At 61.6% G+C, this 24,185-nt stretch carries 21 protein-coding genes, 1 other RNA gene and 8 pseudogenes; 12 read left to right on the forward strand and 18 right to left on the reverse strand.

Annotated features, from left to right (window positions below; all coding sequences use genetic code 11):
* Nucleotides 1-289: 289 nt before the first annotated feature.
* Complete coding sequence (locus tag RS901_RS33900) at nt 290-1,177, reverse strand: LysR family transcriptional regulator (protein ID WP_316157355.1); 888 nt, start codon at nt 1,175-1,177, stop codon at nt 290-292.
* Nucleotides 1,178-1,312: 135 nt separating this feature from the next.
* Between RS901_RS33900 and RS901_RS33905 the strand changes: the two genes are divergently transcribed.
* A complete protein-coding gene (locus RS901_RS33905) occupies nt 1,313-2,302 on the forward strand; it encodes an SLAC1 anion channel family protein (protein WP_316155009.1) in 990 nt (329 codons plus the stop codon).
* Nucleotides 2,303-3,230: 928 nt separating this feature from the next.
* Here RS901_RS33905 and RS901_RS33910 read toward each other — a convergent pair.
* From RS901_RS33910 to RS901_RS33925, 4 genes and pseudogenes are all read right to left on the reverse strand, one after another.
* Nucleotides 3,231-3,473, reverse strand: a pseudogene (locus tag RS901_RS33910) (phasin family protein); the annotation flags it as partial.
* A 299-nt stretch (nt 3,474-3,772) separates the two neighbouring features.
* Nucleotides 3,773-4,132, reverse strand: a transfer-messenger RNA (tmRNA) gene (gene ssrA / locus RS901_RS33915).
* Between the two features lie 72 nt (nt 4,133-4,204).
* Nucleotides 4,205-4,459 (reverse strand): annotated as a pseudogene (locus RS901_RS33920) (transposase); the annotation flags it as partial.
* Nucleotides 4,460-4,589: 130 nt separating this feature from the next.
* Nucleotides 4,590-5,273, reverse strand: a complete 684-nt coding sequence (locus RS901_RS33925; protein ID WP_316155010.1) for a hypothetical protein — start codon at nt 5,271-5,273, stop codon at nt 4,590-4,592.
* A 550-nt stretch (nt 5,274-5,823) separates the two neighbouring features.
* Here RS901_RS33925 and RS901_RS33930 point away from each other — a divergent pair.
* Nucleotides 5,824-5,982: pseudogene (locus tag RS901_RS33930) on the forward strand (DUF4158 domain-containing protein); the annotation flags it as partial.
* Nucleotides 5,983-6,259: 277 nt separating this feature from the next.
* Here RS901_RS33930 and RS901_RS33935 read toward each other — a convergent pair.
* Complete coding sequence (locus tag RS901_RS33935; RefSeq protein ID WP_316155011.1) at nt 6,260-6,607, reverse strand: cupredoxin family copper-binding protein; 348 nt, start codon at nt 6,605-6,607, stop codon at nt 6,260-6,262.
* Nucleotides 6,608-6,643: 36 nt separating this feature from the next.
* On the reverse strand, nt 6,644-7,588 hold the full coding sequence (locus tag RS901_RS33940) for a metallophosphoesterase family protein (RefSeq protein WP_316155012.1): 945 nt from the start codon (nt 7,586-7,588) through the stop codon (nt 6,644-6,646).
* A gap of 232 nt (nt 7,589-7,820) precedes the next feature.
* Between RS901_RS33940 and RS901_RS33945 the strand changes: the two genes are divergently transcribed.
* Nucleotides 7,821-9,518, forward strand: a complete 1,698-nt coding sequence (locus RS901_RS33945; protein ID WP_316155013.1) for an adenylate/guanylate cyclase domain-containing protein — start codon at nt 7,821-7,823, stop codon at nt 9,516-9,518.
* A 9-nt stretch (nt 9,519-9,527) separates the two neighbouring features.
* A complete protein-coding gene (locus RS901_RS38950) occupies nt 9,528-9,632 on the forward strand; it encodes a hypothetical protein (RefSeq protein ID WP_410054247.1) in 105 nt (34 codons plus the stop codon).
* A 75-nt stretch (nt 9,633-9,707) separates the two neighbouring features.
* Here RS901_RS38950 and RS901_RS33950 read toward each other — a convergent pair whose 3' ends face one another.
* The 8 genes and pseudogenes from RS901_RS33950 to RS901_RS33985 form a co-directional block, all read right to left on the reverse strand.
* Nucleotides 9,708-9,935 (reverse strand): hypothetical protein, encoded by a 228-nt coding sequence (locus RS901_RS33950; protein WP_316155014.1) that lies wholly within the window; start codon nt 9,933-9,935, stop codon nt 9,708-9,710.
* A gap of 156 nt (nt 9,936-10,091) precedes the next feature.
* Entirely contained in the window at nt 10,092-10,754 is a 663-nt protein-coding gene (locus RS901_RS33955) for an anti-sigma factor family protein (protein WP_410054207.1), read from the reverse strand.
* A 7-nt stretch (nt 10,755-10,761) separates the two neighbouring features.
* Entirely contained in the window at nt 10,762-11,379 is a 618-nt protein-coding gene (locus tag RS901_RS33960) for an RNA polymerase sigma factor (protein ID WP_316155016.1), read from the reverse strand.
* A gap of 166 nt (nt 11,380-11,545) precedes the next feature.
* Nucleotides 11,546-12,067, reverse strand: coding sequence for a dethiobiotin synthetase (locus tag RS901_RS33965; RefSeq protein ID WP_316155017.1), 522 nt, complete (start codon nt 12,065-12,067; stop codon nt 11,546-11,548).
* A gap of 692 nt (nt 12,068-12,759) precedes the next feature.
* A complete protein-coding gene (locus tag RS901_RS33970; protein WP_316155018.1) occupies nt 12,760-12,912 on the reverse strand; it encodes a hypothetical protein in 153 nt (50 codons plus the stop codon).
* Nucleotides 12,913-13,046: 134 nt separating this feature from the next.
* Nucleotides 13,047-13,891: pseudogene (locus tag RS901_RS33975) on the reverse strand (IS3 family transposase); the annotation flags it as partial.
* A gap of 197 nt (nt 13,892-14,088) precedes the next feature.
* Nucleotides 14,089-14,316 (reverse strand): annotated as a pseudogene (locus RS901_RS33980) (ISKra4-like element ISBte1 family transposase); the annotation flags it as partial.
* On the reverse strand, nt 14,250-14,912 hold the full coding sequence (locus RS901_RS33985) for a peptidase (RefSeq protein WP_316155019.1): 663 nt from the start codon (nt 14,910-14,912) through the stop codon (nt 14,250-14,252). The pseudogene RS901_RS33980 and the gene RS901_RS33985, both read right to left, overlap by 67 nt.
* An 837-nt stretch (nt 14,913-15,749) precedes the next feature.
* On the opposite strand from RS901_RS33985, the gene RS901_RS33990 reads away from it, so the two are divergent.
* The 4 genes and pseudogenes from RS901_RS33990 (at nt 15,750) to RS901_RS34005 (ending at nt 17,471) form a co-directional block, all read left to right on the forward strand.
* Nucleotides 15,750-16,235 carry a hypothetical protein gene (locus RS901_RS33990; RefSeq protein WP_316155020.1) on the forward strand — a complete coding sequence of 162 codons (486 nt, stop codon included), beginning with the start codon at nt 15,750-15,752 and terminating at the stop codon, nt 16,233-16,235.
* Between the two features lie 146 nt (nt 16,236-16,381).
* Nucleotides 16,382-16,540 carry a hypothetical protein gene (locus RS901_RS33995; RefSeq protein WP_316155021.1) on the forward strand — a complete coding sequence of 53 codons (159 nt, stop codon included), beginning with the start codon at nt 16,382-16,384 and terminating at the stop codon, nt 16,538-16,540.
* Nucleotides 16,541-16,693: 153 nt separating this feature from the next.
* Nucleotides 16,694-16,777, forward strand: a pseudogene (locus RS901_RS34000) (IS5/IS1182 family transposase); the annotation flags it as partial.
* A pseudogene (locus tag RS901_RS34005) lies at nt 16,776-17,471 on the forward strand (MBL fold metallo-hydrolase). The pseudogenes RS901_RS34000 and RS901_RS34005, both read left to right, overlap by 2 nt.
* A gap of 26 nt (nt 17,472-17,497) precedes the next feature.
* Here the strand turns inward: RS901_RS34005 and RS901_RS34010 are convergent.
* Nucleotides 17,498-18,649: a citrate synthase family protein gene (locus RS901_RS34010; RefSeq protein WP_316155022.1), complete on the reverse strand. Its 1,152-nt coding sequence runs from the start codon at nt 18,647-18,649 to the stop codon at nt 17,498-17,500.
* Nucleotides 18,650-18,757: 108 nt separating this feature from the next.
* Here RS901_RS34010 and RS901_RS34015 point away from each other — a divergent pair, with 108 nt between their 5' ends.
* The 4 genes from RS901_RS34015 to RS901_RS34030 all read left to right on the forward strand — a co-directional run bounded on the left by RS901_RS34015 (nt 18,758) and on the right by RS901_RS34030 (nt 23,547).
* Nucleotides 18,758-19,711, forward strand: coding sequence for a 2-hydroxyacid dehydrogenase (locus RS901_RS34015; RefSeq protein ID WP_316155023.1), 954 nt, complete (start codon nt 18,758-18,760; stop codon nt 19,709-19,711).
* Between the two features lie 137 nt (nt 19,712-19,848).
* Nucleotides 19,849-20,607 carry an SDR family oxidoreductase gene (locus RS901_RS34020; RefSeq protein ID WP_316155024.1) on the forward strand — a complete coding sequence of 253 codons (759 nt, stop codon included), beginning with the start codon at nt 19,849-19,851 and terminating at the stop codon, nt 20,605-20,607.
* 84 nt (nt 20,608-20,691) lie between these two features.
* Nucleotides 20,692-21,666: a tripartite tricarboxylate transporter substrate binding protein gene (locus RS901_RS34025; protein ID WP_316155025.1), complete on the forward strand. Its 975-nt coding sequence runs from the start codon at nt 20,692-20,694 to the stop codon at nt 21,664-21,666.
* Nucleotides 21,667-22,194: 528 nt separating this feature from the next.
* Complete coding sequence (locus tag RS901_RS34030; protein ID WP_316157356.1) at nt 22,195-23,547, forward strand: dicarboxylate/amino acid:cation symporter; 1,353 nt, start codon at nt 22,195-22,197, stop codon at nt 23,545-23,547.
* A 119-nt stretch (nt 23,548-23,666) separates the two neighbouring features.
* Here the strand turns inward: RS901_RS34030 and RS901_RS34035 are convergent, their stop codons facing one another.
* Both RS901_RS34035 and RS901_RS34040 read right to left on the reverse strand, forming a co-directional pair.
* Complete coding sequence (locus RS901_RS34035) at nt 23,667-23,825, reverse strand: hypothetical protein (RefSeq protein ID WP_316155026.1); 159 nt, start codon at nt 23,823-23,825, stop codon at nt 23,667-23,669.
* 103 nt (nt 23,826-23,928) lie between these two features.
* Nucleotides 23,929-24,180, reverse strand: a pseudogene (locus RS901_RS34040) (H-NS family nucleoid-associated regulatory protein).
* Between the last annotated feature and the right edge of the window lie 5 nt (nt 24,181-24,185).

Raw genomic sequence — 24,185 nt, forward strand, 5'->3', positions numbered from 1 at the left:
CTCAACGCGCGGCGGTTCCCGGCTGCAGATTCAATCGGTCGACCAATGGCCGGCGACTGGCCGAATACCGCGCGGTTGGGGCCATTCATATGTCGATCCAGGAAAGACGATATCGGCTACCCAGGAGCAAAGCTGGACCATGCTTTCTATTAGTAAGCGGGAAGATGAATTGGCCCTGAGGCTTGCGTGGAGTGCAATGTTGGCTTTGGTGAAAGCAGTGCGTGCCCGGCTCGGCACGCCCGAGGCGGTGACCTAGATATCTGCGGGCCTCGAGCAAAGCATAAGCCCATTAGACGTCTAGTTCCTTCAACCGAGCCTTCAATCGTGGCCCGGCGAAATCAAGAAATGCGCGCAACTTCAGCGGCAGAATCCCCTGCCCAGGGTGAACTAGGCTGATGGGCCACGGTGCTGGCTCGAACGCTTCGAGCGTGGTCTTGACCGCACCGGCACGCATCGCGTCCGCCATCTGGTAGGACAGCACGCGAGTGAGGCCGACCCCGGCCACCGCCGCGTCGATTGCGGCTTCGGCAGTGCTCACGACAAGCCGCGAGCGGATGGGCACCTCCACCTCCGCCTTGCCCGACAGGAAAGTCCAGACTTGCCTGGATGCAATCTGGTCCATGGTGATGCATGCATGGCCGGCTAGCTCAAGGGGGGTCGTCGGCGTGCCATTTTCAGCGAAGTAGGCTGGGCTCGCGCATACCACCCGACGCGTTGTACCAATCCGCGTCGCGATGAAACTGCTGTCGGGTAGTTCAGCGATCCGCACTGCGACGTCGACTTGCTCTTCAAGAAGATGCATCACACGGTCGGTCAGCACCATCCGCACATCGATGTCCGGGTAAGTCTTGAGGAATTCCGCGACCACCGGCAACAAGTGCAAGCGTCCGAAGACGATGGGCGCAGTAATGACAAGTTCACCTTTAGGAACCGCGTATTCCCCCGACGCGGCACGCTCTGCTTCTCCAACTTCATCGAGAATGCGCCGGCACGCGGCGACATAGGACTGTCCGGCTTCTGTGAGCGCAAGTCGCCGGGTGGAGCGATGCAGGAGTCGGGTTTTCAGGTGTGACTCCAGTTCTGCGACCTTGCGGCTGACCGTTGCAAGCGGAATCTCGAGCTGCCGGGCAGCTGCAGAAAAACTGCCTGCGTCGACCACGGCTACCAGGATCGACATGGATTCGAAACGATCGGCCACGTTCTCATTTTTTGGGAGGATGATTCCTAATAATTGCAGATTATCTTTCTGGTTGGAAGCACCTACTATCCCGGCATTCCCCGGCGAACGCGTCGAGAATCTGGAGAATGTGCTGTGTCAACACTATCGAGTACCCAAGCGCAGGCTTTGCAACGAAACGCTTCCATCAAAAACTTGCCCGTCAACCTGTTTGCGTCCGTGATGGGCATTGCCGGACTCTCGATCGCGTGGCGCCAGGCCAGCCAGGAATTTGGGGTAACTCCACTGATATCCGCGGCAGCCGGGATCCTCGCTATCATCGTGTTCCTGGTGCTGAGCGCGGGATATCTCGTCAAGGCAATCCAACATCCGGACGCGGTCCGCGGTGAGTTCCGACATCCCGTCGCTGGCAACTTCTTCGGCACGATCACGATCGCTATCCTGCTGCTCTCCTCGGTCGTTGCTCAACTTAGCCAGCCGCTCGCCGAAGTCATTTGGATAGTGGGCACAATTGCGACGATCGCGCTCTGTTTCACGATTGCGAGCCGGCTGCTGCAGGGCAAGATTGACGCTGCACACGCGGTTCCTGCCTGGTTTATCCCCGGAGTCGCCACTTTGGATATCGCGGTTGCAGGTGGAAGCATGCCAATGCCGTGGGCCCATGAAGTCAACATGTTCGCACTGGCCGTTGGAACGATGATTGCCCTCTTGTTCTTTACGATGATCATGTCGCGAATGATTCATCACGAGCCCCTGCCCGCCGGCATGGTTCCTTCCCTGTTGATCCTGATGGCACCCTTCGAAGTGGGCTTTCTCGCCTACACCAACTTTACGCAACGCGTCGACACTTTCTCCGGCTTGCTGTTCTACTTCGGCCTCTTCATATTCCTTACGCTGGCGCCTAAAGTATTTCGCAAGGGAATTCCGTTCGCTTCCGGTTGGTGGGCCATCAGCTTTCCGATGGCGGCCCTCGCGAGTGCCGCGCTGAAATACTCGATGTTCGTCCAGGCCTGGCCCGTGACGGTGATTGCGATCATCCTCCTCGCCATGCTGAGCATCGCGATCGTGGTTCTCCTTGTCAGAACCCTGCACATGCTTATTAATGGGAAGCTGCTCGCCGGTTGAAGCAGTGACTGGCAACCTGCTCCAGAGCCGGTTGTGAGCCTCAAGCCTTGGCCTTGTCTAGCGTAAGCACAATCCAGCCGTCGAAGCTGAAAGCGACCCCCGAAGCCATCATGGTCTGCACGAAACCGAGTGGGGCAAATGGCAATCTCAAGTGCTCAAGCCCGCTGAATGTTCAGACTGGCCACGGCCCTGGCGCGCTCGCCGACGAACGTCTCCCATTGGGGCCAGCCGGCGCCGACCTTGGCGTCCCCGAGCAGCGCATAGCCATCGATTGTCCGAAGAAGTCAGGCAGGTCAGTAATCGGCGGCCTACGCCGTCTCGGCTTCCCGCTCGCGGGCTTCGGCGGAGGTGCTGGCGCCGGCGCAAGCCTGATCAAGGGGCCGAGGGACCGGCTTCGCCGCGGCCTCAGCCGGCTCGGCCTGCTCCAAAGATGTTGCCGTCATCGGGCAAGCTGGCTTAGGAGACGGACGCAGCCACGCCATCAACGCCGCCCACCGCTCGTTGAGGCGGGGGTGAAGCGACAAGGTCGTCGGGGTGTGCTGCTGGGCCGTTTTCTCTCGCGGGCGATCCAGATCATGAACGCGGTAACACATGGGATACCTCCTTCCGGAAGGTGGAGACGAAAACTCGTCCCCACAAGCATCGCTGCATTCCGGGCGATCACTTCCAGTATGGTGCGTGCATGCGCCGGTCGCCACCCGATTTGTGATGAAGCAGGGGCGACGCCGGCAGTGAACCGCGACGCCGCGTTCGATAGGAACGACAGCCACGGCCCGAGTGGACCACCGCGGCAAGGGAGGCGAGCGCTCTCCGAAAAAGTGAGAGGGCTCTCGACCTTCGTCGAGAGCCCTTCGCGCGTTAGAAGCAACAGGGCATCAACACTTTCGCCGAGCGCCACGCCCGGCTTGAGAGTGTCGCCGCAGCAGGATTAGGCTGCTGTGGGAGCCTTCTTGGAGGCAGTACTCTTCGCGCCGGCTTGCTGGGCAGCATTCGTTGCCACCGTGGCGGCGGCCTCGAGGTTGGATTCTGCAATTTCCACCGCCTGCGCGGCCGCCTGCTCCACTGACTCGTACGTATTGTCGGCGGCTGCAATAGCCGACTTCACGATCGCCACCACTGACTCCGAGCCGGCCGGCGCATTCTTGGCGAGGTTGTCAACGGTCTCGCGCACTGTTGGAGCCAACAGTTCACTGCCAGGCCTGCGTCTGCATTAGCTTCTGGGGCTAAAAGTCGATCACCCCGATATCCTCTCCCTAGTCGCCATGATGCCAGAAACGTAATACAGGAATCACTTTCCAACGATACCTAGCCGACCGGCGAACCCGTGGCGCTGCACCGCCCACGATTGCAACGAACCATTCTGGATTCATCTCAATCAATGCAAACATAGCGGGGACCAGATTGCCATTTGCCGTCGTGATCGAGCATTCCTCAGTATTCGCATGCTGCCATCGATGCCAAGCCCTCAAATGAACAAGGGCCCCCGAAGGAGCCCTTGTCAGTAACTTTTCTGTTTCGAGGTCAGTTACAACCCAAGGCGGCTGTTAGGCGGCCAATGCGAACTTTTCGTCGTTAGCATTTACTTCGATTTAGTTTTAACGTCTTCTCTGACGGGTTGCCTCACGACCCTATCTCCCCCTGTCGAAACCAGGTCAGGCCCATCAGAAGCGCACTACCCGTGCAATGTGCTTCTGGTGGACCTGGGCGGAATCGAACCGCCGTCCAGAAGGCCTTCAAGAAGAAGGTTCACAACCATTATCGGGAACCTTGCGGCACCCGACCCTGCAGATTCTACGCCTCCTGCCGGCAGCGTCAAGGCAGTTTGCGTGCGGCTCTGCAAGGACCCGTAATTCGGCTGCGCAGCCCCGTCGGGCAGCGCTGGCGCGAGCGTAGTCCGGCCCGGTTGGCCAACCACCCGTAACTGCGGATATGCTTGAAGCCGTCGGGCAGGACATGCAGGAAGCGACGGATGAACTCATCGGCCGTGAGTGTCATCGTCTTGCACGCGGCCTCCTGTCGGTAGTCCTTCCGGCGGAACGTGACCTCGTGGCCGTCGAAGCTCAGGAGGCGGTGATTGGAGATCGCGACCCGATGCGTGTAGCGGCCCAGATAGTCGAGCACCTGCCGGGCGCCGCAGAAGGGAGGTTTCGCGTAGAGGGCTGCTACGCAGCTCGGCCAAGTCGGCCTGTAGGAGACTGCGCCAAAATGGTAGCGAACTCCCTGACTCCCGCTCTTCGCATCGAGATCCGTGCCATGTGAGTTCAGTGCGGCGTACAGCGAAACGAGTTCATGCGCGTCTCGCGCGCGGGCCGGCTTTGGCGTGTTCGATCGCCGTAAATGTTTCAGAGTCCAGCACTGCCTGGGCGTCGGACGAAATGGCAAACAGTTTGCCGTCGATGTCATGGACGTGTAACTGCTCATGGGTGACAGCATCCGTCACCAGCGCGCGGCCGGTCAGGCGCAGGGCGGCTTGGAGATGTGATTGTCCCGAGACAATTCGGCAATTACGTCCTTCTGATTGTCTCACCACCGCGTCAGTGGGGATCTCGTTGAGCTCGATAGTGCCGAATCCGGGGAGCGACATTTTCTCGATGCGATTCTTGATGCAGGCGACCATCACGGCCGCGCCGGGGCGCTCGGTTGTTGCAAGTCGTTCATATTGACCGAGGAGGATCTTGGCCTTCTCGATTGAGGGCGTCGTATAGACAAAGGATTGGATGGCGGTCGGCGGGCGAGTCAACCGGGTCGCCATGATCGCGAATGCCCAGTCCCTTTTGTACTTGCAGTGTGGGCAAACCCAGCCGTATTTGGTGGCAATCAGGATGCCAGGGGCGCCACCTTCGACTCCGTGGCGATGATCGGCGCTGCTCCTGCAGATGAAGGCGCGCAGAACCGGGCCGCCGAGGCCGACTTGGTTCTCGTTGAGCTTCTGGACCTGATCGTCAGTGAACGGTGCGCGAATGTAACTCATGGCATTTGGCACGGCAGCTTCCGCGTGGCGTGGCTATCGCCGCGCAGCCGGCACCCGGGACACTCGGGATTCCGCCCGGCGGCTAACAGAAACGCTGGGCGCCAAAACGCACTGCGGCCGCCTCCTTCCAGTTTATGCCCGGGAGAAAGTCTATGTTGCTTTTGGCCGGGCCCGAACCCATTTTGTGCTGCTCGACCTCAATCCATTCCCAGGAATGGCCGGAATTGCGGTCTCCCGAACTGGCGCTGCAGGCGCAGTACCCCAACCCGCGCACGCTGGGCGCAGCGGGCATCTGGGGGTCTCCTTGATTTTGCTGCAGTTTACCGGGGTAGCGGTCCCTAGCATCCATGCGGGTTTCCAGGCAACGGCGAGGTAAATATTCAGATGAATCAATGGGTTGCTGTCTGCCATTATCCGGCGATTCGGTTGCTCCATACGGCACTTTTGCGCTTCGCACGTTGCGCCGCAGTCTCATTGCCGCTAATCTCCGCAGTCCATCTCACGCTTGGGAGAAAGCGCGATGTAGCACTGGCAACTGACGTACCCCGGCATGCGGCAGATTCCGCGAGAACTCACCGAGTTCGAGTTGACCACGTTCTTCACCTACTCTCCCAAAGAACGGGCCCTGATCGACGCCCGGCGCAGCCACCTGTACCGTCTTGCCGTCGCCGTCCATATCGGCTTCGTCCTCATGACCGGGCGCACGCTCCCGTTCCGCTGCGCGGTCCTGCCAGCTATCTCGAGGTCATCAATGCCTCGCTATACGCCGCGAACTACTCAGGGTCGGTGATCTCCATCTGACCGATCCACTTTGCGGCCAGCAAACCTGGTCGGGCGTTTTCCGGTGAGCGCCCTTACGCCTTCCTGCTGGTCCTCGCTCCCGCCCGTTTCCCGAATGAAGATGGCTTCCATCGAAAGCTGCTGCTCCAGGGCATGACGTCCCAACTCGATTGCGCAGTGAACGACGCGAAGCCTGTAGAGCGCACCTACTGGACGGTGATTGTCGCCTTCATATGCGGGTGTATCCCGCAGAAGATCTTGTAGACACCCGGTTTATCGAACCTGAACTTGTACGTGTCGTTCTGATCGAGCGCGCTGGAGTGGAACAGACCGGCGTCGTTGACAACCGTGTGCGGTTCGCCATCGAGATTTTTCCAGGTCACGGTCGAGCCAGCTTTGACCGTGAGCGACATCGGCGAGAACGTGAAGTTCTTCACAGCGACGGCATTAGTCTCCTGCGCTTGCGCAACGGAGAACTCGAAAGCCAATGCCGCCATGAGCATCCCGACCCCGAGGGGGACGACACAGACGCGGCGAAGGATAGTCGTTAGCATGATTTGGGTCCTGGTTGGTGAGCCGTGTGTTGCAATTCAGGCCAGCGTCGTGTCGGCTAGCGTCATTGCTAGCGGGTGACGCATGACCTTGATGCTGGTCACGCCAAGCATTCTGGGAAGCTGATCGCTCGGCACCGTCAGCGGCATGGGTCCGGGACCATTGCCGGCCGTCGGTTGCGGATATGCCGTCGAGCGCGCCGTATGGAAGGTGATATTGCCTTCCACCTTCGACACAATCTGGTGGATATGGCCGTTCAAGACAGTGACCGAACCGAAACGCTTCAGATAGCTCATTGCCTCGCCGGCATCCCCGGTGCCCCAACCCCACGGTTGGTAGATTGTCCACATTGGCATGTGAGCGAAGACGACGATCGGTGTGCTGGCTGAGCGCCCCTTCAGATCCGCTTTCAGCCAGGCGAGCTGATCGTCGCCCAGGCCCCCCAAACCGTTTGGCTTGAAATGCATCACGTTGACCAGGGCGATAAAGTGGACGCCACTGTGGTCAAAGCTGTAGTAGCCCTTATTGCCCGAGGCCTGACCAAAACGGTTGAAGTATTCCGTCCCAGTCCCGTCGGTCACATCATGCTCGCCAGGCACGGTGTGCAACTCGGTGATACTCAGGCCCGACATCAATTGGGCCGCGTGGTCGAACTCTTCCGCCCTGGAAAGATGCGTTATGTCGCCCGTGTGAATCGTCAGCGCCGGCTTGACCGGCATGGCGTTGACGTAGTCGATGGTTTGCCTGAGCGTGCCTGCGACGTCAGGATTGGCTTCCTTATTGAAGCCAATATGGGTGTCGCTGATCTGCAGGAAAAGGGGGACGCCCGCGGCAACTGACGGGCCCTTCCCCGTGGCGGCAAGGGCCAGTTCCACCGGCGCAAAAACACCGCCGGACAGGACGAAGACGGTGCCCGCACCACCGAAAGCGAGACACTTCAACGCGCCGCGGCGCGACGGATCGGATGGAAGATCTGACGACATGATGCCCTCACGATTAGGGTTGGAGAGGCAGATCGCCGGACTATCCGGCGGGCCTCTCGATTGGGTTCAAGTGCTAGACTGTCAGGCCATCCGTTTTATTCCACCGTAAGCACCGCACTGGGTCGGCCAGGCAGCAGGATGCGCACGCAGGTCCGTCATGAAGCCGTCCAGTTCAGCTTCGCCGGCACTGGTCAACGCCCAGTAGTTCACTCCTGCGCTTGGAGAGTCGAGCATGTCGCGCTTTCCCTATCTTCAACGATTGCGGCCGGCGGGTGTGCGAACGGTCCGGCTGGCCACCGGACTGGTGTTGTTCACTTACGTAGGCACGCACCTCCTTAATCACTCGCTGGGGAATATCTCGCTCGCATGGCTGGAGCGTGATCTGCTTGTGCAGAAGTTCATCTGGCAGGGATGGCTTGGAACGGCCGTGCTTTACAGCGCGCTGGTGACGCATTTCTTCCTGGGTCTGTGGGCTCTGTACGAACGGCGCTCGCTGAACTGGACGCCAGGTGAGGTGGCGCAGCTTGTCCTCGGCTTGTGCATACCGCCGCTGCTGGCCAACCATGTTGTCAACACGCGGGTCGCGTTTGCCGCGTTCGGCCTGGACAAGGGTTACGCACAGTTGCTGTACTCGTTCTGGATCGCTTCACCGTTCTTCGGTCGTGTGCAGCTGTTGCTGTTGGTGGTTGCCTGGCTGCATGGGTGTTACGGCATCTGGTTCTGGTTGCGGTTGAAGCCATGGTTTGCGGCGTGGCGGAGCGTGCTGCTAAGCGTCGCCGTGCTGCTCCCGGTGCTCGCGCTGCTAGGCTTCCTGCAGGGCGGACGGGAAGTGGTCGCGCTTGCACAGGATCCTGTCTGGCGCGCCGCCGCGACGCGGCCAACGATCATCGGAACGGATCCGCAAAATCTCTGGCTCACTGAGCTGCGCAACGACTTCTTGCTCTTCGATGGTGGCGCTCTGCTGCTGGTGCTCGCGGCGCGGCTGGTGCGCACGGTGCGGGAGCGCCGGGTCGGGCGGCTCTGCGTTCTGTATCCGGACGGCCGAAAGGTCTTCGCGCCACTCGGATTTTCGGTTCTCGAGGCCAGCCGCTTGGCCGGTGTTCCCCATGCCAGCACCTGCGGCGGCCGCGCCCGATGCACGTTGTGCCGGATACGCGTGCTCAGCGACGTGCCACTGCCCGCGCCGGCCGAGGCAGAGCGGCGCGTTCTGGAGCGGCTGGGAGCGGATTCGCAGACAGTGCGCCTCGCCTGCCAGTTGCGGCCGACCCATGACCTCTCCGTGTGGCCACTGGTGCCACCGGCTGCATCCGCGGCCTTCTTGCAACGGCGCCAGTGGGACGTGATGCCGCAAGAGCGATTCGCGGCGTTCATGTTCGTGGATATGCGAGATTCCACAACCCTCGCGGCGGCACAACTACCGTTCGACAGCCTGTTCGTGGTCAGCCGCTTCCTGAGTGCGGTCTGCTCCGCGGTGGTTCAGGCGGGCGGCGTGCCAAACCAGTTCCTGGGGGACGCAGTGCTTGCGATCTTTGGCTTGAGCGGCGAGCCGACCGCCGCTTGTCGTCAGGCGCTATGCGCGGTGCCGCTGGTGGCAGCCAGCATTGATGAACTCAACGATGCGCTCGAGCAGCAGCTGCAGACCAGGATCCGGTTTGGCATTGGATTGCACTGCGGCCGGGCGGTAATGGGACAGATTGGTTTTCGCGAGCATATTGCGTTCACTGCGATTGGTGACCCGTTGAACGTAGCCTCGAGACTTGAGCAGTTGACAAAAGAACTCGCTTGCGAGGCCATCGTTTCAGAACAGGTCTTCCAGCATGCCGGCGTTCTGGCCGCCGGGCTGCCGCAGCTTTCCGCACGCCTGCGAGGCCGTGATGACCCGGTGACTGTCCGCGTGCTGTCCAAGGCGGCGCGGATGCCTCGCGCCTGATCACGCCCTCTGCGGTACGGCAACCCTCACCGGGACCGGGAGGGACTCATTTTCGAGGATCCGGACGGGTACAGGGTGGTACTTCAGCAGGAGGCCCGGAAAGATGGTCTCTGAGGGCTTGGCGATGGGCACGCCGCACAGGAACCCACGACAGCGGTTACCGTGCGGCAGCGGCACAAAAGCAGCATTTCAGGCGTGAGCGCCATCGGTGAACGGATCGCGCGGGTCCGTGACCTTCTCGCCGTCCGTGAAGACATCGAACTTGTCTGCCTTCGCGCCGTCGGTGAACGGATCGCGGGGCCCGGCAACGTGGGTACTGCAGTCGGCGCACGTATTTTCGGTGCGGCCAGCGAAGGCATAGGATTGGGCTGCGAAGGATGCCAGCGCAGCGGCGGCCAGTGGAATCATGAATTTCATGACAATCTCCAGAAGTAAGTCCAGGGTGCCGAGGCACAGAGCGTGTCGCCACGGAGGCTGTGCCTTGGGGCTGCACGACGCTCTGTCTCGGTGGCGATCCAGGATCCCCGCGGAACAGGTGCGTCGTGCACCAGTAAAACGCTGGCGGCGCGCGGTTTATTCCTGCTCGCCTTGCGTGCCCCGAAGCGCTTGTACAAAGGCGTGCAGGTGCGCGGGCTCCGCATCGGTGATGGCCCAGAAGTTCATGCCGTCCTGGTGCCAGCGGGCAACCGCGTATCCGTCAGTGGAATAGCTTGCCGGTACCGATGCGCCGTTCGTCGCCGGCAGGATGTAGAGATCGATCGGATGCTTCTGGTAGCGGTAGATCAGTACGCCAACGGTGCGGCGGTCGATATAGTCCACCCGGCCGCCTTCCAGCGGGAAGCCCTTCGCCTCGAGGTCGATGACCGGCGGCGCATAGTCGAGCCGGCCGTTAAACCAAGGCTTGACCGTGTGCTGGTCAGTCGAGACCACATCGATCGGGTGCTGCGACAACAGCGCGCGCACGTGGCTCGATACGATCGCCTGCCCCAGTGCATCGGCCTGCGGCGGCCTCACCAGGATGAGCGCGCCGAACACCAGCGCCGAGGCCGCCACCCCGGCAAGACCGCCGCCCGCCCACGCCAGCGCGCCGCCGGAGGAAAGCGTTGGCCAGGTAAAGCGGGCCATGCGGGGCCGCGGTTCGCGCGGCAGTCCGGCCAGCACACGCGCAGGCAGATGCGCCGGCGCGCGGTGATAGAGCGATCCGTCGCGCAGCATGCCGTGCAGCGAGTTTTCCATCGCATCATCATTCATGATTCGCTCCCATCGAATGGCCCCGCACCGGCACCTCGCGAAGCGCGTTGCTGTCGATGCTGCCGCGCACCCTGGCCTGCTCGACGCGCACCGCTGCACAGAGCAGGTGACGTGCGCGCGCCAGGCGCGACATCACGGTGCCGATCGGAATGTCGGCAACCACGGCGATATCGCGATAGCTCATGTCTTCGAGCTCGCGCAGGACAAGCACTTCGCGATAGACGACTGGCAACCGTTCGAGCGCGCGGTGGACCAGTTGCACTTCGTCGTGGCGCACAGCCAGCATTTCTGGATTGCTGCCGATATCGTCGATCCATCCCGGCAGTCGTTCGTCGCCATGCAGCGTGTCGTCGTAGGGCGTGCCATCGGCTGCATTGCGCCGCCTGCGCCATTCGCTGAACCACGTGTTCCTGACGATTGCCAGGAGCCATGCGCGCGCACTATCGCCGTTGAAGCTGTCAAAGAACCGGTATGCGCGAAGGTAGGCATCCTGCACGATATCGTCCGCATCGCTTGCGCTGCCGCTCAGCCAGCGCGCCAGGTTGTAGGCTGCATCCAGATGCGGCAACGCCACTTCCGCGAAGCGGCTGGACTTATCGGTTGTAATCACGGTGCTCTCCTGTTCCTGGCCTGTGTAAAACCGCCTGACACCGAGATTTATTCCCGGCGCTGCGAATATTTTTCGAAGTTCGTTCCGGGAATAGAACGCGACGCCATGGGGTATACGGGGCCGGAGTACAGCGCCAGGACGAGCCCATGGCGCGCGTGGGCGTCGTCTATGACACCGTCAGGAAATCCGGAATCACCTGGGTGAGGCGCAGGACGCCAGCCGGATCAAAGTAGAAGTTCATCGTCGCGTACTCCATGCCATCTTGCGCGAACCGGTAGCCCCAGACCTCGCGGTGCATGCGCGGAAAGCGACTGATCTCAGCAGGCTTCCCAAAGCGAGTCAGGACATCGCGCGTGGTCCATTCGCCGATCCTGGCCCGGCCGAACTCCTCTGCGCTCAGCATCTGCCGGACGCTGACGACCTGCCCGTCGGGACCGATGTCGGCGGCCCATCTGGTCTCGCCCGGCGCGGGATAGAGCCAGCGTCGCGCGCCATCGGGAAATTGATAGATCTCGCGCGGCGGACCCAGCCGGGCCTGAAGCTCTGCCTCGCTGGCGCCTGGCGCCACAGATTGCCATTTCGGGCTCGCGCAGCCGGCTGCCAAGGCAACTGCAGCCAGCATGAGAAGCTGGCTTGCAAGGCGCGGGCGTGGCAGCCGGGTGGGCTTTATCGAAAGATGGGAAATCATGATGAGTCTCCGTCAGGAATCATTGAGTGAGTTGCCGGCCGGGATGCGCAAGCGCAGCACCGGGACGTGATGCCGAGGGCCAGCATTGCTGATATGCCTTCCGGAGCTTTACAGCACCCAGCAGCGCCGAGCTGCCGCGCTGCCTTCCGGTTCATGGAGATTCTGCTTCGGGCGTCCGCCACTGCGCGCCGGCACCTGTATAACTGCAACGCGAAGGAAGTTATTCGAGCGAACTCGGCCTATATCGCAGCCTGGAGCGGCCCGATCAACTGGTATCGCAATGTTTGTGGCGGGCGCGCTCGACGGCGTCATCCAGATGGCAGCTAACGAGTTCGACACGCTGGCGATACACGTACCGCGGCTCACACGCAAGACACTGGTGCCGGACGCGGGCCATTGGATCCAGCAGGAACGTCCCGCTCCGCCATGGCTTCATGCCATTCAAATTCCGGGACGAATTCCTGACCGCGTAGACACCTGGCGTCGAGACGCTCTACAGTCTCCACGTCATCCTGGCGCAACGCGCTGCGCTACGGCGCGACGCCGGCGCAAGTCCTGCAGGTGATGCAGATCGTCAGCTGCGTGGGCATGCAGAGCTTCCTGCTGGGCGTGCCGCACTTGCGGACCGTCGCCGCATGACTATGTTGCCGCACTGTGGGTGCGGCCGCACCCACGGCCTCAGCACTAGGGCACTAAGGCTCGGTGTTGACATCGCGTAGCAGCACCATCAGGTCGACCGCCGCGTCCTTGAGTTCCGGGACCATGTGATTCCTGATGGCGAAGAACGTGGCGAGCTCGAACTCGCTCAGTTCGCGCGGGATCTGCCGCATTCCAAGATAGGCCAACCGCCAGTGATCCATCGCGCTTTCTCCCAAGCGTGAGACGGACTGCGGAGGTTAGCGGCAATGAGACGGAGGCGCAACGTGCGGAGCACAAAAGTGCCGCATTGAGCAGCTCATCAGCCGCTTGAAGGCAGTCCCGGCCTGCGTCGGAACCGCGCCATCGTCAGCGCGTCGGTCACGATGTCCGCCGTCATGCGCGGCTTAATCGACCAACCGACGACTTCCCGGTTGAAGAGGTCCAGCAGGACCGCCAGATTCAGCCAGCCTTCGTCGGTCCAGATGTACGTGATGTCCGAGGTGAACACCTGGCTCGGCGCCGTCGGCGTGAAGTTGCGTGCCAGCAGACTTTCTGCAACCGGCAGCTTGTGCTTCGAGTCCGTCGTCACCCTGTAGCGCCGTTTGTGACGGGCCCGGATACCGTTGTCGCGCATGAGCCGCTCAACCCGGTTCTTGCTGGCCGGTAAGCTGCGCGAGCGGATTTCCGCCGTCATGCGCGGCGAGCCATAGGCGCACTTGACCTCTGCGTGAATGGTCCGGATCAACGCCAGCAACTGCCCGTCACTCAGGCGCCGGCGCTGCAGCGTGCCGCCGCGCTTCCATGCCCGATAGCCGTTCAGACTGACAGACAGGACCTCGCACAGCGCCGACAACGGATAGTGTCGACGCTGCGATTCAATCCAGGCGAACTTCACAGGAGGTCCTTCGCGAAGAACGCCGCCGCTTTTTTTGCGATTTCAAGTTCCATCTGCAGGCGCTTGTTCTCAGCTCTGAGGCGCGACAGCTCCATCTGTTCCGGCGTCACCACCTTCGCCCCTGCGCCTCCCAGCTTACCGGCCTCTGCGGCCTTGATCCAATTGCGCGGCGTCTGCTCCGACATGCCCAACCCGCGGGCCACGGCGCCCAACCCTTGCCCGTCTTTCACCCGCTGCACGGCCCCTGTCTTGAACTCCGCCGTGTACGCTTGTTTTGGGATCTTGAACATCTTTTCTTTCCTTCCTTTGGGTCGAGTTTACACACGACCTACTGGAAGGCGAAATTCCGGGGGAACCTCAGACTAAGGCGTGGAATGAGCCATATGGATGATTTGGAGGCGAGCTTGTCGATCCCATATCGGGTTACCACTTCCTCCCGGCCCGTCTCGTTGGCCTTACTTGGAGACCGCACAAAAACGGGGGCTGACTAAAGCGGCAAGGCGGTTGCCTCCTTCGCCGGCGAGGAGGGATACCATCGTTCAATGTACGACCAGAGCTTGTTGAGCACAGTAGTCCGGATATTTAGAAGTGCGTGCGCGTGCCGCAGCCGCCAGGCCATCTGTTGCCGTTTGACTAACTGCTTGCTGGTCACCTGGTTGACGGCCGACTCGACAAAGCCCGAAGCAATGGGCTCCCCGTGACTATAGCGGTCACCGAGGCAACCAGCCGCTCCCATTGGAGCCACCATGATGGTCGCATCGCGGCGCCGGGCGAGCGGCACGGCTGCGCGCGCTCCGCATCGGCCAACACTTCCGCTTGTGGCGCGGGCTGCGCAAAGACTGCATATCCGCTGTACTGGTCCAGCAGTTCGTCACGACTAACTTCCTGCTCTCCGCCGCCCCAACCTGACAGTGCGACGAGAAACCGTCCGTGCTCACAGCGCTGCAGCAGTACGCAAGGTCTGCTCTTGCCTAACAACAGGATGGCCGGCACGGAGGTGTCCGGGATCTCGTCGAGGTCCCGCTCCACCAGCCAGGTCGACAAGCCGGCGCGCGCCGCCACGGCCGAGAGCAGCGGCAACGTCAGACGCTGCCCCTCCAGTGGCAGCCCTTCTAGCAGAACTTCAGACGGAACGGGCCGGTGCAAGGCCCGGTTCAGCAACATTAGGCTGCCCAGCATCGGATCGTCCGCACCCGGCACCTGGTTCATCGCAGCAGGCGGCTCCCAGCGGCCAGCCATGACATACAGGTCGGAAGTGTTGGGATGCGTGGTGGGTATCGTCTTGATTTCCTGTGCCCGCCGCCATGGCATTGATACACGCCCTACCTCTGGTGCCGGCGCCCCGCATAGCGCAAGACCAACTGACTCGTACCGCCCGTACGGATTCCCCTCACCCATGATTCCCCCCGGTTTCAGTGGTGTGAAATTTGTGTCGCCCAGCGCCGAACCCGCTGCGCCGCCGGCCGCTGCGCGATCCGATGCTCCTTGTGGCCCTTGTGCTTGCCGCGATTGCCATGCTTGTAGTCGTCGGCATAGGTGTTGCGCGACGCATTGGTTTGCCGGTTTTTGTTGCCCCGTTTGGTTGGGCCATTATGACCAGCATGCGCGACAGCCTGAAGGTAGCGGGCGGGATGGCACCATGCCCATACCCACGCTGGCCGGCTGCAGCCGATGCTCCGCGGCGCCGACGCAGTCGCCTACTTCGTTGCACGGAGATCAGGATGTCTGACGGCCGACCTCAATCACACATGGTTTGCCTTCAACATTCTCGATACGAGGTAAGGCGCCCGCAGCGATATGCTGCCTGACCGCAGCCAGCAGTTCAGCAGCATCCCATTGCCCCTGCTCGATGGGACCTAAAGCATCGCCAGTGACTGTGAATCGCCCGCCACAGGCAGCGCAGCGGTACATACGGGCACCACGCAGACGATCGTTGGGGTCAAGCCAGCGTCGCGCCAGTGCAGCGCATAGTACGCAAGGAACGGTTGCGATTGTGCCCACAATATGACCCCCCGGTCGACTGCCCCACCGGCCTGACGGCCAGGCTAGCGCATTGCAACATGTTGTCAGTGTTCAACTGAGGACAACGCTGAATTCTGGCGCTTGCCTCATGCCCTAACCAGGCGCCCAGCGCAAGGAGAGCGAAGTATGCCGGTATACATTTGGCCACCCACCCCAAGGGCGACCACCTCTTCAAGAATTTGTGCCCGTTCCAGCCACGGCACCCATACTTCGGGCGTCACCATCAGCCACAGCAGACAGCTGGCGCGCCAAGCCCAGGGACAAAAGTGCGCATGGCAGATCCTTCCCAATCGCGCCAACCTAGACATAAGTTTCATTGAAGAAACGTCCCCTGGCGAGATTGAAACGTTTGCTATGCAACAGAGCCATCAGACTCTTTCCGCAGTCCGAAGGCTTTCCTTGGGCAACGCCACAAAAGGTTCGCTGCCTGCACGGTCAGACCGCATCATTCGCGACTGCCTCGATTGGACCAAGGTCTGCGCCAAAGATCAGGCCGGCAATATTCTGCTCATCGCCATGAAGAGGATCGGATCGGCGTGGATAAACCAGCGCCGGCTGCAGCCTATTCAGGCTTTCGTTCGGGTGGCGGAAACGCATGGAAAAACGGTGTGAGCGATGCCGAACAGAATTGGCGCATTGTGGTGTGTCAATGTTTCTAAAAAGAAACGGGTCGGGTCCGAATTATTAAACGCCGCTGCTCGCTGCGGCTATGCCCCGCGGGAATGCGGACCCAAGTCGACATATAGCGAGGAGGCTTTGTGAGTGACAATCTGAAGGTGAGTTTTCTGGTCTTGGCTGCGCTGGCGGCTGTCATTTATGTCTCGGGAAAAGCAATGGGCATGGATTTGAGCATTGCCGACATGGCGAGGCAACTCGTGCAGCTAGGCACTGATCTGCTGCACCGGCTGTTGCTCTAAGCAGCTAAGCTGAAAGGTAGACTCTGCTTTCTGCGCGGCGGCGGATGCGGTGATGCCGTGGCCAGCGCGCGCCGCTGCAGGCGCCACGCTGTGCCACCTGTCAGTCCTTAGAGCCCGTTTGAAAAATCGTCGCAGATGTGATCTAACGTTCGGATGTGGAAAAAAGAACATCGAGAACGGCAGGCAAGAATGGCGGCCAAGACAAAGCGATATCCGAGCGACCTGACAGACGTAGATTGCGGACCGCATCTATCGCATCTCCACTCCTGTCCAGATCCCCGGGGCTGGTGGATTCTCTTTCAACCAGTACCTGATCGACGACGACGAGCCGCTGCTATTTCATACCGGTCTGCGCCGGCTGTTTCCGGTCGTCAGCGAAGCCGTCGAGCGGATCATGCCAATCGGTCATCTGCGCTATGTCGGTTTCTCGCATTTCGAGGCTGATGAGTGCGGCGCGCTCATGAGTTTCTCGCGGCCGCGCCGCGAGCGGAGTTACTGTGCGGCCAGATCGCAGCCATGACCCCTGCCGACCGCCCACCTCGCGCGCTGGATGATGGCGAGACGATCTCGCTCGGGCAGCACCGGGTGCGCTGGCTAGATACACCGCATCTACCGCATGCATGGGAGTGCGGGTTCCTCATGGACGTCGGCGACGCTGCTCTGTTGGGACTTGTTTACCCAGGGCGGCTCGCACCCCCCGCTGCTTACCGAGAGTGACATCCTCGAGCCGAGCGAGGCGTTCCGTCGCAAGATGGACTACTTCTCGCACACCAGGAACGCCCGTGCAATGCTGGAGCGTCTCGCTGCATTGCAGCCCACAACGCTCGCCTGCATGCACGGCAGTGCCTGGCGCGGCGATGGCGCGGCCTTGTTGCGCGCGCTGGCCGACAGCGTCGAACGCGGCCAGGCTTTCGCCCCCGGTGGTTCGTGAGTGAGGCGGCCCGGCGCGGTCGCGAGTCAGCCTTCGGCCGCTCTTTCAGGCGTTTTCCCGACATAACGTCCTCTCGGACGTATTACTTGCCCCACACCCAGTTGCTCCAGGCTATGCGCCAACAGGCCGATGCTCCGTGCCGTGGCGAACATCCCAAAGGCTGCGTCGTCAGGTAGCCCGTAGTGGGTAACCAGGGCCGCCAGGGCAACATCGATATTGGGTTGCAAGCCGGTCAGGCGGGTCGCCTTCTCGATAAAACGGGCGATGACTTCGGGGGGGTCGAACAGGGCCAACAGCGCGGCCGCGCGCGGATCGCCTCCGGGATAGAGGTGATGCCCAAAGCCAGCCAAGGGCAAGCCAGCGGACAGATGGTGGGCGATCACTTGATCCTCGCCCTGTCGGTCCAGTTCATTGAATAGCGCCTTCACGCGGCCTGAGGCGTCGCCATGCAACGGACCGGACAGTGTGGTCAAGCCGGACAGGAGGCAGGCCGGCAGGGATGCCCCGGTGGACGCGGCAATGCGCGCGGCAAAGGCGGAGCTCGTCAACTCGTGGTCGACCAGAAGCACCATTGCGGTACGCAGGAGATCCGCCACCTGCGGGGATTGCTTCCACCCTTGCGCAAAGCGCAAGTGCAACGGCTGTTGTCCCGCATGCGCACCGAAGCTATTGGCCAACTGGCCCACCAGGCTTTGGCATTCGTAGTGCAACACGCGGATCATGCGCCCATGGGTGGAGTGGCCCGTGGCGGCCAGCTCGGCCAACGCCCTGAACGCCGCAACACGTCCGGGCTTCCCGCAACGGGCAGTCGATGAAAAGTCGACGGGTTGCTCGGCATTCCAGAGCAAGCGCGCAACGTCTTCCAGGCTCGCCGAGCCAGCCAGCATCACCGCGTCCTGACCGCGGTAGTACAGCCGCTCCCGCACAAACGTGGAGAGCGCAGTGGGGATGCTCGGCTCCGCCCCGAACAGCGTATTGGTCGCGAGCGTCTCAAACTTGCGCCCGGCCTGCTTGCGCCTGGCGAGGTTCGCCACATCTTCGGCCCGATACAGGCTGCGGCGCGTGTCCGCCGGATCTGATGTGACTTCCAGCTTGCCGCGGCTGACGTAGGCATAGATCGTCTGCGGCCTGACGCCAAGGCGTTTGCACGCCTCCTCCATCGATATCCAGGATCCCATGATGAGTGGTGGAGCAAATTTATATTGATTTTATATATCAAGATTGCCTAGCCAATCAACTTATACCTACCATGCAGTCAACCTTTCACAACCTGACTGCATCCAGAGATGAAGCCACAGATCCTGCAACTCAATCCCATCCTGATCCCGGTGGCCAATGACGAACTCGCCACACGCTATCAGGTTCACAAATTCTTCGAGATTACGGACCAGGGCGCCTGGCTGCGGCAGCATGGCGCGGCCATCGAGGCCGTCATTACCGGTGGGCACACCGGGATCTCGCGGGCGATGCTGGAACAGTTGCCGGCGCTGAAGGTGGTGGCCGTCAACGGCGTCGGGACGGATGCGGTGGATCTTGCCTACTGCCGTGAACGCGCCCTGCCCGTCACCGCCACCCTGGGTGCGCTGACCGAAGACGTGGCAGACCTGGCCATCGGCCTGCTGATCGCGGCCTGCCGCAATATCTGCGCCGGCGACCGCTTTGTGCGCGACGGCCAATGGGAGCTGCACCCCCAGCCCAGCGCCATCCCCCTCGCCCGGCGATTCAGCGGCATGCACGTCGGTATCGTAGGCATGGGGCGAGTCGGCCGTGCGGTCGCAACGCGGGCCGCTGCCTTTGGCTGTCTCATCCGCTATACCGACCTGCACAGCATGGACGACGTGACACATGAGTTCGTGGCAGAACTGCGCCAGCTCGCGCACGACAGCGATGCACTGGTGCTGTGCGCGGCTGCCGACAAGGCCGAGGGCATCGTCGATGCCGCGGTGCTGGCTGCACTCGGCCCCCGCGGCTATCTCGTCAACGTGGCACGTGGCCGACTGGTCAACGAGGCTGATCTCGCCGAAGCCATCGCCGCCGGCCGGATCGCGGGCGCCGCGCTGGACGTATTCGTAGATGAGCCTCGCGTTCCACTGACGCTACGCCAGTCCGATCGCACGACGCTGCAGGCTCACCGCGCCAGCGCCACCTGGGAAACCCGTACCGCCATGGCGCAGATGGTGCTCGACAGCGTCGCCCAGGCGCTGGCCGGCAGCCGCCCCATCATGAGCCTGACCACCTGAGCGCTGGGTCAATCACTGACACCAGAAATGACCAGCTTCGTTTTCCCACCATGGCCACGCCTGCCCTCCCCGTCTGCGGCCGCGCGGCGCAGTTCCTCATCTGATTTTCGTTTCCACCTCATTGCAGGAGACCGTCCTTGAACGCTTCCCGAAAGATCGCCCTCGTTACGGGTGCTGGCAGCGGCGTAGGCCGCCTTACCGCGATCGGCTTGCTCGACGACGGCTGGACGGTCGTGCTGGCCGGCCGTCGCGGCGCTCCCTTGCAAGCGCTGGCCGCCGAAGCCGCCGCGCGCGGACAGACCGCGGTGGCCATGCCTGCAGACGTGACCGACCCGCAACGCGTGCAGGCCTTGTTCGACGCGATCGAACGCGAGTTCGGGCGACTGGACTTGCTTTTCAATAACGCGGGTGTCAATGCACCGGCTATGCCGATGGACGAGCTGCCGCTGGACAACTGGTTCAACGTCATCAACACCAACGTCACCGGCGTCTATCTCTGCGCGCGTGCGGCCTTCGGACTCATGCGCCGTCAATCGCCGCAGGGCGGGCGCATCATCAACAACGGCTCCATCTCGGCGCATGCGCCGCGTCCCTACACGGCGCCTTACACCGCCAGCAAGCACGCCGTCACGGGCCTCACCAAGGCACTGGCACTGGACGGGCGCGCCTTCAACATCGTTGCGAGCCAGATCGACATCGGCAACGCGTTGACCGACCTGTCCGAGCGCATGACGCGAGGCGTCTTGCAGGCCAACGGAACGATCGCACCCGAGCCCATGATGGACGCCAGCCACGTCGCCAATGCCGTGCGTCATATGGCCTCCCTGCCACTGGACGCCAACGTGCTGACCATGACCGTCATGGCCAGTGCCATGCCATTCGTCGGGCGCGGCTGACATTGATCGGCACCCTTGCACTGATGGCAAAGGCGTGCATCACGAGAGTTGACACGAGTTAACCAGAAACAAACGGAGACAACGATGCAGTTCATTACCCTGATCAAGACATTGGTCGTCCCCGCCGCGCTGCTCATCGCACCCGGCCTGGCATCGGCACAGAATTACCCGACGCGACCCGTCACCATCATCGTCCCCGCGCCGGCGGGGGGTGGCATCGACCTGATCGCCAGGGTCGTCGGCGAAAAGCTTTCAGTCAGGCTTGGCCAACCGTTCATCGTCGAGAACCGTCCGGGCGCGTCTAACAACCTGGGCACCGCGGTGCTGGCCAACGCCAAGCCCGATGGATACACCATCGGCATCGTGGGCGGCAGCCACAACATCAACAAATTCCTCTTCAGGAACCTGGGGTGGGATCCGCAGAAGAGCTTCGAGCCCATCGTCTACACTCATGAGATCCCGCTCGTGTTTGCGGTCTACCCGAGACTCCCAATCAAGACGGTACCTGAGCTTGTCACCTGGATGAAGGCCAATCCGGGCGAGTCCAAGGTTGCCACTTCAGGCCGTGGCAGCGCGCAGGAAATGGCCGCCGAAATGTTCCGCATGCTAAGCAGGGCGCCCGTGCTGCTGGTGCCCTACAAGGGGTCGTCCGCCGCCCATCCCGACCTGATCGCCGGACGGACCACGCTCTACATCGACACCATCAGCGCCATCCAGGAGCAGGTCAAATCCGGCAACGTCCGCGCCATCGCGGTATCCACCCACAGCCGCTCCAAGGCTCTGCCCAATGTGCCAACTGCTGAAGAGCAAGGCCTCAAAGGCTATGACGCCAATACCAATGGCGGCTTCCTGGCCCCCGCGGGAACGCCCAAGGAGATCATTGCCAAGCTCAATGCCGAGATCAATGCTGCGCTGAAATTACCCGAGGTGCGCGCCAAGCTGGAAGCGGCAGGGATCGAGGTCAAGGGCGGCACGTCACAGGAATACGCGGCGTTGATCAAGTCTGACCTGGCAAAGTGGGGGAAAGTCATCAAGGAAGCGGGAATCCAGCCGGAATAGTGGTTACCCTGGGAAACAGGATAGTTGGAAGCGTGTCAGTCGTCCCGCTTGCCACGCGTTGCGCCATTCAACGTCGCCAACGCGTGGCCGGCGAAGTGATTTTCAGAACCGATACCAGGCCAGCATTCATTTCCGCAACGTGGAGCGTTTCCAGTCCACATTGGTGCCTGCGATCCGCATCACAAACAGGCAGGCGCCCAAAAGCCCGGTCGGCCACTGGGCCAAGCCGTAACAGTGAGGGGGGTGCGAAGTTCACTTTTTTCAGCGGAGTGTTTCAGTTAGTTAACCGAATTGTCGAGCTTCTCGATTCTGCTGTTTCCCCTTCCGCGGTGTCGCGTTTGAGCAGCATACTTCTTGGCGCCGTGCATCCCGTGCATATACTGACAGCGTCGTCGACCGTTCGTCGCATCGCCAACATGACGACGGTCGCGAGGGCCGATGCCAGCGCGCAGCATGCTCAGGCATATACATACGGGTGACTCGACCGGGAATCCGGTCGCCAGCGGTGAACCAGCAATGGAGACGATGATGGAAACAGGCGATCATTCGAAGCCGTTCTATAAATCCCTCTACGCGCAGGTTATCACCGCCATTGTCCTCGGTGTCCTCCTTGGCCACTTTTATCCGCAGGCCGGCGAGGCGATGAAGCCGTTGGGGGATGGCTTCATCAAACTGATCAAGATGATCATTGCGCCGATCATCTTCTGCACGGTCGTGGTGGGCATCGCCGGCATGGAAGACATGAAAAAAGTCGGCAAGACCGGCGGGCTGGCGCTGCTGTACTTTGAGGTCGTGAGCAGCATTGCGCTATTGGTTGGCCTGTTGATCATCAACATCGTCAAACCCGGCGCCGGCATGAACGTCGACGTATCCACCCTCGATACGAAAGGCATCGCCGCCTATACCGAGCCCGGCAAGATGCAAGGCACGGTCGACTTCCTGCTGCACGTGATCCCGAACACGGTGGTGGATGCCTTTGCCAAAGGCGAGATCCTGCAGGTGCTGCTGTTCGCAGTCATGTTCGGCTTCGCGCTGCACAAGTTCGGTGGCCGCGGCACGCTGGTGTTCGACTTTATCGAGAAGTTTTCCCACGTGCTGTTCACCATCGTGGGGTACATCATGAAGGTCGCGCCGATTGGCGCCTTTGGCGCCATGGCTTTCACGATCGGCAAGTACGGCGTGAGCTCGCTGCTGCAGCTCGGCCAACTGATGGCGACCTTCTACGCCACCTGCCTGGTGTTCATCTTTGTCGTGCTGGGCACCATCGCGCGGCTGCATGGCTTCTCGATCTGGAAGTTCATCAAGTACATCAAAGAGGAACTGCTGATCGTGCTGGGCACGTCGTCATCCGAGTCCGTACTGCCGCGGATGATGGCCAAGCTGGAAAACCTGGGCGCCAGAAAGTCTGTCGTCGGACTGGTGATCCCGACCGGCTACTCCTTCAACCTGGATGGCACATCCATCTACCTGACCATGGCGGCGGTGTTCATCGCCCAGGCAACCAACACCGACATGAGCCTGACGCAGCAAATCACCCTGCTCGCCGTGCTGCTGCTAACCTCAAAGGGCGCCGCGGGCGTCACCGGGAGTGGCTTCATTGTGCTTGCAGCTACGCTTTCGGCGGTGGGGCATGTTCCGGTGGCGGGGCTTGCCCTGATCCTCGGCATTGACCGTTTTATGTCAGAAGCGCGCGCCCTGACCAACCTGATTGGCAACGGCGTGGCCACGGTGGTGGTGGCGAAATGGACCGGCGACCTCGATATCGAACGGATGCGCCGCAGGCTTGATAATGAGTCGGACGTTGAGGCCGATGAACCGGAAGTGGTGCTCGATCAGGTCGGGACCCATATGCCTGTCGCCGACACCACGGCGACCCGGTAGACCAAACGGATCCCGGCGCTGAGCCGGGCCCGAAAAACGCGCAGGTCAGAATTAAACGGCGCGCAGTTGCACGTTGAAGGCCATCTCCTACGCTGCATCCATTGCGGACAGATTATCGGTCACTGGCCGGAAAATCTGGCCGGCCTGCGCTCGATGAAATGCGCAACCCCCTCCGTAAAGTCCTCGCTCCGGATACTTTCGAACATCTCGGCATTGGCGATCTGCGTGGCTTCGGCCAATGACTGGAACGGTTGCTCCCACAGTTGCCGCTTCATCACGCGGATGGATCGGGGAATTGGCCCCGGATTTCGCGCAGTCGCGCAGAGAAAGGTGTGTTTGCACCAGTCTAGTTGCGACGCGAGGCTTCATGATGGATTGTCCCTATTCGACTCGGAAAAACTCCAACGTCTGCCCCGCATTGACCGCGCGCCGCAGCCAGTCGGGCATCTCGCCCTGCCCGTCCCAACTCAGCCCCGCGGCATTGCGGTAGCAGACCGGGCGCGGGACTGGCGGCGGTGGAGGCGGCGGATCAAATCACCCCGCCGCCTCCAGTTCTTCCATGGTCAGCCCGTAGTCGACCATCTGGGCCTGGATCCAGCGGATCGCGTCCGCCCGCTCACTTTTCTTTGTCATCGTTG

The sequence above is a fragment of the Cupriavidus sp. BIC8F genome, assembly GCF_032465815.1.
Taxonomy (GTDB): domain Bacteria; phylum Pseudomonadota; class Gammaproteobacteria; order Burkholderiales; family Burkholderiaceae; genus Cupriavidus; species Cupriavidus necator.

Coding starts and splice junctions, on each gene's coding strand:
- RS901_RS33900 (WP_316157355.1), bottom strand. CDS start 1,177: ATGTCGATCCTGGTAGCCGTGGTCGACGCAGGCAGTTTTTCTGCAGCT.
- RS901_RS33940 (WP_316155012.1), bottom strand. CDS start 7,588: ATGTCGTCAGATCTTCCATCCGATCCGTCGCGCCGCGGCGCGTTGAAG.
- RS901_RS34015 (WP_316155023.1), top strand. CDS start 18,758: ATGAAGCCACAGATCCTGCAACTCAATCCCATCCTGATCCCGGTGGCC.
- RS901_RS33965 (WP_316155017.1), bottom strand. CDS start 12,067: ATGATTTCCCATCTTTCGATAAAGCCCACCCGGCTGCCACGCCCGCGC.
- RS901_RS33985 (WP_316155019.1), bottom strand. CDS start 14,912: ATGCCATGGCGGCGGGCACAGGAAATCAAGACGATACCCACCACGCAT.
- RS901_RS34030 (WP_316157356.1), top strand. CDS start 22,195: ATGGAAACAGGCGATCATTCGAAGCCGTTCTATAAATCCCTCTACGCG.
- RS901_RS34010 (WP_316155022.1), bottom strand. CDS start 18,649: ATGGGATCCTGGATATCGATGGAGGAGGCGTGCAAACGCCTTGGCGTC.
- RS901_RS33955 (WP_410054207.1), bottom strand. CDS start 10,754: ATGGAAAACTCGCTGCACGGCATGCTGCGCGACGGATCGCTCTATCAC.
- RS901_RS33950 (WP_316155014.1), bottom strand. CDS start 9,935: ATGAAATTCATGATTCCACTGGCCGCCGCTGCGCTGGCATCCTTCGCA.
- RS901_RS33925 (WP_316155010.1), bottom strand. CDS start 5,273: ATGAGTTACATTCGCGCACCGTTCACTGACGATCAGGTCCAGAAGCTC.
- RS901_RS33945 (WP_316155013.1), top strand. CDS start 7,821: ATGTCGCGCTTTCCCTATCTTCAACGATTGCGGCCGGCGGGTGTGCGA.
- RS901_RS34025 (WP_316155025.1), top strand. CDS start 20,692: ATGCAGTTCATTACCCTGATCAAGACATTGGTCGTCCCCGCCGCGCTG.
- RS901_RS33990 (WP_316155020.1), top strand. CDS start 15,750: ATGCCGGTATACATTTGGCCACCCACCCCAAGGGCGACCACCTCTTCA.
- RS901_RS33935 (WP_316155011.1), bottom strand. CDS start 6,607: ATGCTAACGACTATCCTTCGCCGCGTCTGTGTCGTCCCCCTCGGGGTC.